Below are 14,054 nucleotides of genomic sequence, written 5' to 3' on the forward strand. Positions count from 1 at the left end.
CATGGACCGCTCCTCGCGCTCGGACTCCCGGCGGGCCGCCTTCAGCCAGCAGCTGATGTTCCCCGTGCCGCTGGCGAACCTGGTGGGCTCCACGCTGGGGCTGCACTTCGCGTCGCTCGTGGTGGGGGGCAAGCTGTCCCAGGAGCTGGGGGGACTCGTCGTCCTGGTGGTGGGCGTGAGCGCGCTGCACATGCTCCTGGGCGTGGGTGTGTCCCTGCGCCGCTTCCCTCTCCTGCGGGCCCTGGAGCGCGGAGCGCTGCCGCCCACGCTGGAGCACCTGGCGAAGGCGGTGGGCGAGGTGGCGCGCGCGCCGGGCGAGGCGTTCTTCCGCTCGCTGGGGTTGTGGGCGCTGACCACGGGCGTGGTGGCGACGGCGCTCTGGTCGGCCATGGGGCTGCCGTGGAACGACACCCTGCGGGTCGCGGGGCTGGGGGCGCTGTTCGGCCCGCTCTCGTCGCTGCTCGTGTACGGGCTCGTCACGTTGAGGGCGCGGCGCGGCGTGCTGTGGGTGGCGGAGCAGGGGCTGACGCACGCGCAGGTCATCGCCGCGCTGCCCCGGCGCTCGCGGATTCGCGCGCGGCTGGTGGCCTTCACCGCCATCTGCGTGGTGACGCCCGCGGTGATGTGCGCGCAGGTCGTCACGGCGCTGACGGACCGGCTCTTCGACCGGCTGGCGGACGGGGGCAGCCCGGTCGCGCAGGGCCTGCTGGTGGACGAGTTCACGTCCAGCGCGCTCCTGTGCGCGGTGGTGTTCGGCCTGGCGCTGGCCACGGCGTACCTGGGTGGAACGCTGCTGGGGCGGCCCATGCGGGAGCTGTCCGGCGAGGCGCGCCGCATCGCCGCGGGTGACCTGGCCAGCCCCCGGCTGGTGCCCGCGGAGGACGAGGTGTGGGCGGTGTCCGCGGCCTTCACCACGATGCGCACGCACCTGGCGGACGTGCTCGCGGAGCTTCAGCGCGCGGGCTCGCAGATTTCGGCCACCACGGAGGAGATCCTCAGCACCTCCGGGCGCTATGAGGCCGGCGCCGCGGAGCAGGCCAGCAGCCTGGACGAGACGAGCGCCACCACGGAGGAGCTGGCGCGCTCGGCGAAGCAGATCGCCGAGAACGCGAGCTCGGTGGCGGAGATCGCCCAGCGCACGCTGGCGGCGGCCCAGGGCGGGCAGCGCAGCGCGGAGTCCTTCCTGGGGGCCATGTCGCGCATGCGCCAGGACAACCAGGCCATCGGCTCGGCGGTGGGGCGGCTGGACAAGCGCGTGCAGCAGATTGGCAAGATCGTCGAGTTCATCAACGGCGTCGCTGACAAGTCGGACCTGCTGGCGCTCAACGCGGAGCTGGAGGGCACCAAGGCGGGCGAGGTGGGGCGGGGCTTCTCGCTGGTGGCGGCGGAGATGCGCCGGCTGGCGGAGAACGTGCTGGAGTCCACGAAGGAGATTGAAGGGCTCATCGAGGAGGTGCGCGAGGCCTCCGCCGCCGCGGTGACGGTGACGGGCGGCGGCGTGCGCGCGGTGGAGACGGGGACGGCCCTGGCGGAGCAGGTGTCCGAGTCGCTTCGGCAGATTGTCGACCTGGCGGGGCGGACGTCGGACTCGGTGCGGATCATCTCCCGGTCCACGCAGCAGCAGCAGGCGGGCACGGATCAGCTCGCGGAAACGATGGCGGACATCCTGCGCATCACCCAGCAGAGCCTCAACGCGACGAAGCAGGTGGGCGCGGCGAACGGGGACCTGTTGGGGCTGGCGCAGGACCTGCGCGGCGTGGTGGAGCGCTTCCAGATCCACCAGGCGACCCTGCGCAAGGGGGGCGGCGGGTGAACCCCAGCGAGCGGCTCCTCAAGCAGTTCCGCGACCTGGTCACGGTCCGTCTGGAGCGCATCAACCGCTCCCTGATGGAGCTGGAGTCCGGGGGCAACCTGGAGGCCGGGCAGCGGGTGCTGCGCGAGCTGCACGGGCTCAAGGGCGAGGCCCGGATGATGGGCTTCAGCGAAATCAACACGCTCGCGCACGAGATGGAGGAACTGGTCCGGTGCGCGGAGCCGCAGCGCTACCGGCTGTCGTCGGAGTCCACCGACGCGCTGCTCGCCACGGCGGACACGGTGCTCGCGCTGTCGGGTGCGCTCCAGGCGGGAGAGCCGCTGCTGGCGGTGGAGACGCTGGTGGCGACGCTGCAGCAGCGGGTCATCGTGGAGTCCGCGCGTCCGGTGGGAGTCGCCCGTCTGGAGGAGGGCGGCCGGGCTTCGAAGGGGGAGGGCACGTCGCGCCTCATCGTGGCGGAGCGCCGGGAGCCGTCCGGGGCCGTGGTGGTCCCCGCGCACTGGGGAACGCCCGCGTCACGCCCGGACGCGCCGGCGGGAGGCGCGGCCCCGGGAGCCGCCGCATCGCAGTTCCTCGCCACGGCCCTCCGGACGGAGACGGCCGGGAGTCCGGCGGGAACGCACGGGGAGACGGCTGCCTCGGGGCATTCGCACCTCGTGGCTCCGGTGACGGCTGGCCCGGGGAGCCCTCACCTTGTCGGCCCCGCGCCGGGCACGTCCTCGAACACGCACCCCGCGAATCCGGCCGTGTCGCCCAGCACGCGGATGGTCGACACCGCCCGCTCGCGCCCGCCCGCCGCGCCGAAGCACGGAACCGCCACGGTGCGCACCGGCGACGTCCGCATGGACACGGCCGTGCGCATCGGCGTGGCCAGCCTGGACATGCTCACCAGCGCGGTCACCAACCTGGGCCAGGTGGCCCGCCGCCGGGAGCTGGCCACCGCGCGCCGCCTGGAGCTCGTGCGTGAATTGAGCGAGCTGGCCCGCACCGCGGAGGACCTGGGCCCCGCGGGCATCGCGCTCGCGGAGCGCCTGGGCCGCGCCAAGGAGCTGGCCGCCACCCTGCACCGCGAGGCCAAGCTGCTCGCCAACGCGGAGCTGCGCGACCTGGATCAGGTGTCGGAGGAGATCCAGGGCCTGCGCATGCTGCCCCTCTCCGTCCTCGTCGAACCCTATCCCCGCATGGTCCGCGACCTGGCGCGGGAGCTGGGCAAGGAGGTGGAGCTCGTCGTGGACGGCGAGGACACCCGCGCGGACCGCTCCGTCGTGGAGGCCCTGCGCGAACCGCTCATGCACCTGGTCCGCAACGCGCTGGACCACGGCCTGGAGACGCGCGTGGACCGCGTCGCCTCCGCCAAGCACCCCCGGGGCTGCCTCACCCTGCGCGCCGCCCGCGAGGGCAGCCGCATCATCCTGCGCGTGGAGGACGACGGCGCGGGCATGGACCCAGCGCTCCTCCGCCGGGTGGCCGTGCGCCGGGGCGTGCTGGACGAGCCCGCCGCCAACGCCCTCTCCGACGCCGCCGCGCGCGACCTCGTCTTCCTGCCCGGCTTCACCTCGCGAGACGTGGTCACCGACCTGTCGGGTCGGGGCGTGGGGCTGGATGCCGTGCGTACGTCCCTTCAGGCCCTGGGCGGCGACGTGGGCGTGGAGTCCGCGCCCGGCTGGGGCACCATCTTCACCCTGCGCGTCCCGGTGTCCCTCACCGTGGCGCCCCTGCTCTTCGTCCAGGTCTTCGACGAGACGCTCGCCCTGAGCGCCGTCCACGTCTCCCGCGCCCTCAAGGTGGACGCCTCGGAGGTGGGAGAGGTCGCCGGCCGTCCCACCCTCCGGATGGAGGGCCGCGTGCTGCCCTTCGCCTCGCTGGCGTCGCTCCTGGGGCTCGCCACCGAGCGCCCCGCCCGGGAGGGCGAGCTGGTCCTGGTGGTGAAGGGCCAGGGCATGGAGGCCGCACTGGCGGTGGACCGGGTGCTGGAGGAGCGCGTCCAGGCCATCCTCCCCTTGAAGGGCATCCTCGCTCGCTACACGCACCTCACAGGGGCCACGTCGCTCGCGGACGGGCGGCTGGCCATGGTGCTGTCCGCGGCCGCGCTGGCGGCGGGCGTGCATGGCATCGCGCCCCTGAAGCTCGCCCGGCCCCCGGTGCGCGCGCCCGCGCCCCGCCGCCGCCGCATCCTGGTGGTGGACGACTCGCCCCTCACCCGGGAGCTGGTGGCCAACCTGCTGGAGGCGGTGGGGTACGACACCCTCCGGGCGGCGGACGGCCCCTCGGCGCTGGAGCAGCTGGTGCAGGATGGGCCCCCGGTGGAGCTGGTCGTCACCGACCTGGAGATGCCGGAGATGGACGGCGTGGAGCTCACCCGGCGCCTGAAGTCGGACCCGGCCCGGCGCGGGCTGCCCGTCGTCATCCTCACCACCCGGGGGGGGGAGGCAGACCGGGCGCGTGGGTTGGCGGCCGGGGCGGACGGCTACATCACCAAGGGCGACCTCGTCCGCCAGGACCTGGTCGACGTCGTGGGGCGGCTCCTGGCCTGAAGTCCCCGAAGACCTGGGAGAGACGCCCGGGACCCTTCGCATTGCTATACTCCCGCGGCGCGTACGGGGTATTGAACGGACATGGGCAAGAAAGTGACGGTGCTGGTGGTGGATGACTCGGTCATCTGCCGTCAGCTCATCAGCGCGGCGTTGAGCGACGACCCGGACATCCAGGTCGTCGGCACCGCCGCGAACGGCCAGGAGGCCGTTGCCCTCACGAAGGAGCTGCGCCCCCACGTCATCACCATGGACGTGGACATGCCCGTCATGGATGGGCTCGCGGCCGTGGAGCACATCATGGCCGAGTGCCCCACGCCCATCCTGGTGCTGACGGGCGATCCGCGCTCGCAGGCCCCCGCGCTGACGTACCGCGCGCTGGAATTGGGCGCGCTGGCGCTTCAAATCAAGCCCTCCATCGACGCGGGGCCGGAGGCGTGGAACCTCACCAAGGAGGTGAAGCTCATCTCCTCCGTGCGCGTCATCCGCCACGTGCGCGGCCAGAAGCGCGGCGCGCCGGGCATGCCGCACACGCCCGTCCCGGCGCTGCCCGCGGCCTCCATGGGCATCGTCGCGGTGGCCGCCAGCACGGGCGGCCCGCAGGTGCTCTACCGGATGCTGTCGGAGCTGCCGGCGGACTTCCCGGCGCCCATCGTCATCGTCCAGCACATCAACGCCGCCTTCTCGGAGTCGCTGGCCAGCTGGCTCGCCAACGCGAGCAAGCTCAAGGTCCGGCTGGCGGTGGACGGGGACACGCTTCAGCCGGGGCTGGTGCTGGTGGCGCCGCCGGATCAGCACATGGTGGTGCCCGTGCGAGGCCGCGTGGCGCTCAAGCCCGGTGTGGAGCGCGACGGGCACATGCCCAGCGGCACCGTGCTGCTGGAGAGCGTGGCCAAGGTCTACGCCCGGCGCGCGGTGGGCGTGGTGCTCACCGGCATGGGCGCGGACGGGGCGGACGGGCTCTTGGCCATCAAGCAGGGCGGTGGGCTGGCGCTGGCGCAGAACGAGGAGTCCTGCGTGGTGTTCGGCATGCCGGGCGCGGCGGTGGAGCGCAAGGCGGTGGACCACCTCATCCACGGCGATGACGTCGCCGCCACCCTGGCGCGTCTGGCGCGCGGAGAGTCGCTGGCAGCAAGCCGCTGACCTCGCGCGCCATGACGTCCTCTTCCGAGCGCTGGACTCCCGTCCACGCCTGGCTTCAGGCCCACACGGGCATGGCGCTGAGCGGGGCCCAGCAGCGGCGGCTGGACGCGCGGCTGGACGCGCTGGGGCACGGGCAGAACGCGGCGCGGCTGGTGGCGCACCTGCGCACGCCGGCGGGCGCGGCGGACCTGGCGCGGCTGGTGGACGCGGTGGCGGTGCACACGTCGGAGGTGTTCCGGGACGAGGTGCAGCTGTCCGCCTTCCGCGAGCACGTGCTGTCGCCCCGCGTGCAGCGCTCCAGGACACCGCTGCGCGTGTGGAGCGCGGGCTGCGCGGCGGGCGAGGAGGTCGCCACGCTGCTCCTCCTGATGGCGCAGGAGGGCGCGGATCCCGCAAGCCGCGTGCTGGGCACGGACATCTCCGAACAGGTGCTCGCCCGGGCGCGCGAATTGAGCTTCCTGGCGGATGCGCTCCGGCGCGTGCCGGAAGCCGCGCGCTCGCGCTACTTCGAGTCGAAGGGCCGGCGCCACTCGCTGGTGGCGTCGCTGCGCGCGCAGGCGGAGTTCCGGCGCCACAACCTGATGGAGGCCCCGTATCCGGAGGCTCCCGGGGGCGGCGGGTTCGACATCATCTTCTGCCGCAACGTCCTCATCTACTTCACCCCGGAAGCCTTCCAGCGCACGGTGCGGAGCCTGGGCGAGCGGCTCGCGCCCGGCGGAGTGTTGGTGCTGTCCGCCGCGGAGCCCCTGCTCCAGGTGCCCCCGGAGCTGCGGCTGTTGCCCAGTGAGCACGCGTTCTTCTACGTGCGCGAGGACGCGGCGCCCGTGGAGCCTGCCCGGCCGAAGCGGGACTCCGGCCGGTTCCCGAGCGTCACCGGAGCCACCGGGCCCGCCGCGCCGAAGCCGGACGCGCCGGCGCCGAAGCCGGACGCGCCCGCGCCCCCGGACGAGGCCTCGATGGCGCAGGCGGACTGGCTCTTCTCGTGCGTGCTGGACGGGGCCTCCACGGGCGTCCCGGACGAGAAGTCCGAGCGCGACCTGCGCCGGTGCCTGGACCTGGATCCGGACCACGTCGCCGCCCGCTACCTGCTGGGGCTCCTGCTGGAGCAGTGCGCCCAGCCCGGCGCGGCCCTGGAGGCCTACCGCCGGGCCCTGCGAGCCGTGGAGTCCGGGCGGGCGCGGCCGGTGCCCTTCTTCCTCAACCTGCCCCGGCTCCGGGTGGCCTGCGCCCGGGCGGTGGAGCGGCTGGAGGCGGAAGGGGCGCGCTGAAGGGCAGGGGGGCAGCCGGGCGCAGGAGGAAACAGAAGCGGCGCGCGGGGCACTTTGGACCTAGGATGCTCGGCCCATGCGCAGGCTCGTGCTCTTCGCCCTGTTGACCGCCGCCGTTCCCGGTTGTTTCTACCCCGCCGACCGCGGCCGTGCCCTGGAAGCCAAGGTGGACCGGCTGGGCGCGGACAACGCCAAACTGGCCGCGGAGCTGAAGGAGGCGCGCGACCAGCTCGCCGTCACCCAGCCGAAGCTCGACGAGAAGATCGCCCAGGTGACGCAGGCCCTGCAGAGCCTGGACACCGCCGCGCGCCGCAAGGACGCGGACATCGGCGTGCAGTTCCAGAAGACGGTGGAGGACCTGGCGCAGCTGCGCGGCCAGGTGGAGACGTACCTCTACAAGATTGGTGAGCTGGAGGCCGCGCTCGGCAAGAGCACGGAGGAGACCAACCAGCGGCTGCTGGCGCTCCAGGGCACGGAGGCGGTGAAGGAGGCCGAGGCCAAGAAGAAGGCCGAGGAGCTCCAGCGCCCCGCGGACAAGAAGGACTTCCTCGCGCTCGCGCAGGACAAGGCGAAGGCCGGCGACGCGCTGATCGCGCGCCAGCTCTACAACGAGTTCGTGAAGAAGTGGCCCAAGGACGCGCTCGTGGGCGAGGCCCACTTCGGCCTGGGCGAGACGTACTTCACCGAGTCCAAGTGCCGCGAGGCCCTCTTCGAGTACGGCAAGGTGGTGCAGGACTTCGCGAAGACGCCGTCCGCGCCGGACGCGTACCTGCGCTCCTCCGACTGCTTCCTGAAGCTGAAGATGAAGGAGGAGTCGAAGCTGGCGCTGGAGGAGCTGGTGAAGGGCTACCCCAAGTCGGACGCGGCCAAGACGGCGAAGACGAAGCTGGCGGACCTGGAGAAGAAGCCCGCGCCCGCTCCCGCGCCGAAGAAGGCGAAGAAGTGATGAGCCCCCGCGCCCCCCGGCTCGCCGCCCTGGCGCTCCTGTTGCTCCTGCCGCTGATGGCGGGGGCCGCGCCGAAGAAGCTCGTGCTGCTCTTCACCGGGGACAATGGGGGCGAAGTCGCCCCCTGTGGTTGACGCCACAACCCGTCTGGCGGTCTGGCCAGACGAAAGACGGTCCTGGCCGGGGAGCGCGCGAAGGGCGTGCCGGTGCTCGCACTGGACGCGGGCAACGCGCTCTTCAAGACCCTGGCGGATGGCCCGGAGGCGAAGCCTCGCGCGGAGCTGCTGCTGGAGCAGCTGGACGCGCTGGGCTACGCGGCCATGGCCGTGGGCCAGCGCGACCTCGTGCTGGGCGTGGACTTCCTGAAGAAGAAGACGAAGGGCGCGAAGCTGAAGCTCGTGTCCGCGAACCTCGTGGACGCGAAGGGACAGCCGCTCTTCCCCGTGTCGGTGGTGACGACGGTGGGCGGGCTGAAGGTGGGCATCATCGGCGTGTCCCCGGAGTCGGCGGACGGCACGGCCTTGCTGCCCGCGGGCGTGCGGGGCCTGCCGGTGGGGCCGGCGGTGACCTCCGAGGTGAAGCGCCTGCGCCAGAAGGAGCAGGTGTCGCTGGTGGTGGTGCTCGCGGCGGTGCCCTACGTGGAGGCCGTGAAGCTGGCCCAGGGCGCCGAGGGCGTGGACTTCGTGGTGCAGTCGCACGACGGCCGGGGCGTGGGCATGGCGCAGCGCCAGGGCGTGTCCACGCTGGTGCCGCCCGGAGAGCGGGGCCGCCAGGTCGCGAAGCTGGAGCTGTCCGTGGAGGGCGCCGGTCCCTTCGCGGACCTGTCCGAGGCGAACCGCGCCCGGGAGAGCCAGCGCATGGTGGAGGCGAACATCGCGCGGGTGCAGGAGCGCCTGAAGACGGAGAAGAACGAGGACACGCGCAGCTCGCTCCAGGAGACGCTGACCTCCTTCGAAGCGCGGCGCGACGCCCTGGCCCGCACGGCGGCGGCGCAGGGCCCGGCGACGGGGCGCACGTACCAGCTGACGTACCTGCAGCTGGGCGCGGAAGTGGCGTCGGATGCCGCCGTCCAGAAGCAGGTGGAGCGCGTGGAGCCGCCCGGCTCCGCGGGTCACTGAGCTTCCGCGTGTGGAGCCAACCCCGTCCATCCTGGGACGGGGCTGAAACACCTGTTTCATTCCCTGTCGCGGGATGTGCCACGCCCGTTCCAGCCCTGCTGGAGAGCAGGCAGGCCCGGCGGCATGGAACGCATGGCAGGTCGCTCTTCAACCGAATAATGTGATCAACAGGTTTCCTGGCCTCCCCCACGCTGCTCACGCGACGAGCGGCAGGCCGCGCGTGATCGACATTTGCCGGCACTGACCCGAGGGCGATGCGTCCAGATTTCCGGGCGTCCCTCAGGGCCGTGTCGCGTCCAGAGTGCGGAGTCAATTCGATGAGCAGCAGCGGTGATTTGTCGAAGCGGATCGCGAATCTGTCTCCGGAGAAGCGGGCGGAGCTGCTGAAGAAGATGGCCGCGCAGAAGCAGGCGGCGGGGACTCCGGCGCGGGCGGCCTTCCCGCTGAGGGACCGGTCGAAGCCGGCGGAGCTGTCCTTCGCGCAGCAGCGGCTGTGGTTCATGGACCAGCTGGCGCCGGGCAGCCCGCTCTACAACGTGCCCGTGGCGGTGCGGCTGGAGGGCGCGGTGGACGTGGCGGTGCTGGAGCGCTCGCTGCGCGAGGTGGTGCGGCGCCACGAGTCGCTGCGCACGACCTTCCAGGGCGGCGAGAGCGGGCCGGTGCAGCACTTCGCGGACGCGCCCGTGTTGGAGCTGGAGCGCACGGACGTGAGCGCGCTCGCGGTGGAAGCGCGCGAGGCCGAAGCCTGGCGCCGGGTGCGGGAAGGGGCGCTGCGTCCCTTCGACCTCGCCACGGGCCCGCTGATGCGCGCGCTGCTGGTGCGGCTGGGGGACGCGGACCACCTGATGCTGGTGGTGATGCACCACATCGTCTCGGACGGGTGGTCGCTGGGCGTGCTCGTGCGCGAGGTGGCGGTGCTCTACGCCATGTTCCTGCAGGGGCAGCCGTCGCCGCTGCCGGAGCTGGCCGTGCAGTACGCGGACTACGCGGCCTGGCAGCGGGAGACGTTGCAGGGCGCGGCGCTGGAGCGGCAGCTGGCGTACTGGCGTGAGCAGCTGTCGGGCGCGCCGCCCGCGCTGGAGCTGACGACGGACAAGCCCCGGCCCGCGACGCGTGGCTTCCGGGGCGCGCGCACGCCCATCCAGTGGCCTCGCGAGCTGACGGACTCGCTCCGGGCGCTGGCGCAGCGGGAGGGCGCGACGCTGTTCATGGTGCTGCTGGCCGGGTGGCAGTCGCTGCTGTCGCGCTACTCCGGGCAGGACGACGTGAGCGTGGGCTCTCCCATGGCGGGCCGGACCCGCTCGGAGCTCGAAGGCCTCATCGGCATGTTCGTCAACACGCTGGTGCTGCGCGCGCGCTTCACGCCGGAGCTGTCGTTCCAGGGACTGGTGCGCCAGCTGCGCGAGACGATGGTGGGCGCGACGGACCACCAGGACGTGCCGTTCGAGAAGCTGGTGGAGGCGCTCCATCCGGAGCGCGACTCGGGGCGCACGCCGTTCTTCCAGGCGATGTTCGCGCTGCAGAACGCGCCGCGCGGCCCGGTCGCCGTGCAGGGCCTGAAGCTGAACGCGATGGAGGTGGACACCCAGAGCGCCAAGTTCGACCTGCTCCTCCAGCTCACGGAGGCGGATGGGAACCTGAGCGGCTACGTGGAGTACGACACCGACCTCTTCCACGCCGCCACCGTCGCGCGGATGGTGGAGCACCTGCGCGGCCTGCTGGAGTCCGCCGTGGCCCACCCGGCGATGCCCGTGGCCCGGCTGTCCATGGTGAAGGCCGCCGAGCGCCACTTGCTGGCCGTGGACTGGAACCGGACGCAGGCGGCGTATCCGCGGGAGCGGCCGGTGCACGCGCTCTTCGCGGAGCAGGCGCGCAAGGCGCCGGACCGGGTGGCGGTGGTGCAGGGCGTGGATGGCCGGACGCTCACGTACGGCGAGCTGGACACGAAGGCGAACCAGCTGGCGCATCACCTGCGCGGGCTGGGAGTGAAGCGTGGCACGCGGGTGGGCGTGTACGTGGATCGCTCCTGGGAGATGGTGGTGGGGCTGCTCGGCATCCTGAAGGCCGGGGGCGCGTACGTGCCGGTGGACCGCAACTACCCGGCGGAGCGCATCGCGCTGCTGCTGGAGGACGCGGGCGTCGAAGTGACGCTGACGCAGCAGTCGCTGGTGGAGAAGCTGCCGGCCGGAGCGGGCAAGCCGCTCTGCGTGGACACGGCGTGGGAGTCCATCCGCCGTGAACCGGAGACGGCACCGGACGTGGAGGTGGGCGGCGAAGACCTGGCGTACATCATCTTCACGTCGGGCAGCACGGGGCGACCGAAGGGCGTGTGTGTTCCCCACCGGGGCATCACCCGGTTGGTGCTGGGCAACGACTTCATGCGCTTCGAGCCGGACGCGGTCTGGTCGCAGACGGGGCCGGTGGCCTTCGACGCCTCGACGCTGGAGCTGTGGGGCTCACTGCTGCACGGCGCGAAGCTGGTGCTGGCGCCGCCGCACGCGCTGACGTTGGAGGAACTGGGCGCGCTGGTGAAGCAGGAGCGCGTCAGCACGTTGTGGCTGACGACGGCGCTCTACGAGCAGATGGTGCTGCACCAGGGGGAGGTCCTGGCGGGCGTGTCGCAGGTGATGACGGGCGGTGACGTGATGCCGCCCCAGCGCGTGCGGGAGCACCTGGCGCGGTTGCCGGAAGGCCCGGTGCTGGTGCACGCGTACGGCCCGACGGAGAACACCACGTTCTCCACCACCCACAGGATGACGGGGCGGACGGAGTTCGAAGGGTCGGTGTCCATCGGCAAGCCCATCGGGAACTCGACGGCGTACGTGCTGGACGCGCACGGCGACGTGGCGGGTGTGGGCGTGCCGGGTGAGCTGTTCGTGGGAGGCGAGGGCCTCGCATGGGGCTACCTCCACCGTGCGGACCTCACGGCGGAGCGCTTCGTGCCCCACGCCTTCAGCACGGAGCCCGGCGCGCGGCTGTACCGCACGGGAGACAAGGCGCGCTGGAAGGAAGACGGGACGCTGGAGTTCCTCGGCCGCACCGACTTCCAGGTGAAGGTGCGTGGCTTCCGCATCGAGCTGGGCGAAATCGAAGCCGCGCTCGGCCTGCATCCGGATGTGGCGGAGGCCACGGTGGTGGTGCGGGGGCAGGGCGTGGACAAGCAGTTGGTGGGGTATGCCGTCGCGAAGCCGGAGCGGACGCTCGACGCGGCGGAGCTCAAGGCACACCTGCGGCAGCGGCTGCCGGAGTACATGGTGCCCACCGTCCTGATGTCGCTGGACGCGCTGCCGCTCAGCGCCAACGGCAAGGTGGATCGCAAGGCGCTGCCGGAGCCGGAGGCCCCGCGCTCGGAGAAGGTCCACGAGGCGCCCCGCACGGAGACCGAAGCGAAGCTGGCGGCCATCTGGGCGCAGGTGCTGCGTGTGCCCCAGGTGGGCGTGAAGGACAACTTCTTCGAGTTGGGCGGGCACTCGCTGCTGGCGACGCAGGTGGCCTCGCGGATCCGCGCGGGGTTCGGCGTGGAGCTGCCGCTGCGGGAGCTGTTCGAGTCCGCCACGCTGGAGGCCCTGGCGCTCCGCCTGGAGCGCGCCACCCGCTCCGTCGTCCCGCCGCTGGTGCCGGTGTCGCGCGAGCAGCCCCTGCCGTTGTCGTTCGCGCAGCAGCGCCTGTGGTTCATCGACCAGTTGGAGCCGGGCAGCCCGCTCTACAACGTCCCGCTCGCGGTCCGTCTGGAGGGCGCGCTGGACGTCGCGATGCTCCAGCGGGCGCTCGATGAGCTGGTGCGCCGCCATGAAGCACTCCGCACGACGTTCACGGCGCACGAGGGCACGCCGGTGCAGGTGGTGCATCCGCCCTCGGCGATGCCGCTGGAGGTGGAGGACCTGCGCGCCGTCGAAGCGGGCAAGCGGGAGGAAGAGGCCCGCCGCCGGGTGATGGCGCAGGGGCTGCGGTCCTTCGACCTGTCGCGCGGACCGCTGGTCCGCGCGCAGTTGGTGCGGCTGGAGGAGCACGACCACCTGCTCGCGCTCACGATGCACCATGCCATCTCGGATGGCTGGTCGTTGGGCGTGCTCGTGCGGGAGATGGGCGCGCTGTACGCGGCGTTCGTGCAGGGCCAGCCCTCCGCGCTACCGGAGCTGCCGCTCCAGTACGCGGACTACGCGGCCTGGCAGCGCGGCTGGCTTCAGGGAGACGCGCTGGAACGCGAGGTGGCCTTCTGGAAGGGCCGGCTCGCGGGGGCGCCCGCCTCCCTGGAGTTGCCCACGGACCATCCGCGTCCGGCGGTGCGGGGCAACGCGGGAGCGATGCACTTCTTCCAGTGGTCCCCCGCGATGACGCAGCGCCTGCGTGCGTTGGCGCAGCGCGAGGGCGCCTCGCTGTACATGGTGCTGCTGGCCGGGTGGCAGTCGCTGCTGTCGCGCTACTCCGGGCAGACGGACATCAGCGTGGGTTCGCCCATCGCGGGCCGGACGCGGGCGGAGCTGGAAGGGCTCATCGGCTTCTTCGTCAACACGCTGGTGCTGCGTGCCCAGGTGGACGGGGAGACGTCCTTCCGTGAGTTGCTGACGCAGGTGCGAGGCACGGTGCTGGAGGCGTACGAGCACCAGGACGTGCCGTTCGAGAAGCTGGTGGAAGCGCTCCAGCCGGACCGCAGCCTGAGCCACACGCCGCTGTTCCAGACGTTGCTGGCGCTCCAGAACGTGCCGCAGGGCGACCTGGGGCTGCCGGGCATGGCGCTCAAGCCGGTGATGATGGAGAGCCGCACGTCGAAGTTCGACCTGAGCGTCTTCTTCGTGGAGGAGGGCGAAGGGCTGAGGGGCTCGGTCGAATACAGCACCGAACTGTACGACGCCGCGACGGTGCGCCGGATGGTGGAGCACCTGCGGGTCCTGCTGGATGCGGCGCTGTCGCGTCCGGAGGCCGCTGTGTCCCGGCTGCCGATGGTGGATGCGGAGGAGCGGCGGCGGATCCTCGACGGCGGCAACCGCATGGCGGCGGAGGCCGCGGGCACCACGCCGGTGCACGCGCTGTTCTCCGAGCAGGCCCGGAAGACGCCGGACGCGGTGGCGATCCAGGTGCATGACGGACGGACGTTGACGTACGGCGAGCTGGACGCGAAGGCGAACCAGTTGGCGCATCACCTGCGGAGCCAGGGCGTGAAGCGCGGCACGCGAGTGGGCGTGTACGTGGAGCGCTCGCTGGAGATGGTGGCGGGGCTGCTGGCCATCCTGAAGG

General features: G+C 72.4%; 8 protein-coding genes. All 8 read left to right on the forward strand.

All coding sequences use genetic code 11. The features are described from left to right. Position 1: 1 nt before the first annotated feature. The gene (locus tag D7X30_RS16915; protein ID WP_120563962.1) at positions 2 to 1,813 is read left to right on the forward strand and encodes a methyl-accepting chemotaxis protein; all 1,812 of its coding nucleotides are present in this window, start codon (positions 2 to 4) and stop codon (positions 1,811 to 1,813) included. Then, positions 1,810 to 4,347, forward strand: coding sequence for a response regulator (locus D7X30_RS16920; protein WP_120563963.1), 2,538 nt, complete (start codon positions 1,810 to 1,812; stop codon positions 4,345 to 4,347). Before D7X30_RS16915 ends, D7X30_RS16920 begins: the two co-directional genes overlap by 4 nt. A gap of 81 nt (positions 4,348 to 4,428) precedes the next feature. Next, entirely contained in the window at positions 4,429 to 5,487 is a 1,059-nt protein-coding gene (gene cheB / locus D7X30_RS16925; RefSeq protein ID WP_120563964.1) for a chemotaxis-specific protein-glutamate methyltransferase CheB, read from the forward strand. Between the two features lie 11 nt (positions 5,488 to 5,498). Next, a complete protein-coding gene (locus D7X30_RS16930; RefSeq protein ID WP_120563965.1) occupies positions 5,499 to 6,755 on the forward strand; it encodes a protein-glutamate O-methyltransferase CheR in 1,257 nt (418 codons plus the stop codon). Positions 6,756 to 6,831: 76 nt separating this feature from the next. Next, positions 6,832 to 7,701: a tetratricopeptide repeat protein gene (locus tag D7X30_RS16935; RefSeq protein ID WP_120563966.1), complete on the forward strand. Its 870-nt coding sequence runs from the start codon at positions 6,832 to 6,834 to the stop codon at positions 7,699 to 7,701. Further along, entirely contained in the window at positions 7,701 to 7,835 is a 135-nt protein-coding gene (locus D7X30_RS43425; protein WP_255424203.1) for a hypothetical protein, read from the forward strand. The genes D7X30_RS16935 and D7X30_RS43425 overlap by 1 nt, the downstream gene beginning before the upstream one ends. A gap of 66 nt (positions 7,836 to 7,901) precedes the next feature. Beyond that, positions 7,902 to 8,819 carry a 5'-nucleotidase gene (locus D7X30_RS16940; protein ID WP_199724364.1) on the forward strand — a complete coding sequence of 306 codons (918 nt, stop codon included), beginning with the start codon at positions 7,902 to 7,904 and terminating at the stop codon, positions 8,817 to 8,819. A gap of 317 nt (positions 8,820 to 9,136) precedes the next feature. Continuing rightward, on the forward strand, positions 9,137 to 14,054 hold a 4,918-nt coding region (locus D7X30_RS16945; RefSeq protein ID WP_120563967.1), incomplete at its 3' end, for a non-ribosomal peptide synthetase.

Origin of the sequence: Corallococcus sp. AB011P (genome assembly GCF_003611605.1) — a bacterium.
GTDB lineage: Bacteria > Myxococcota > Myxococcia > Myxococcales > Myxococcaceae > Corallococcus > Corallococcus coralloides.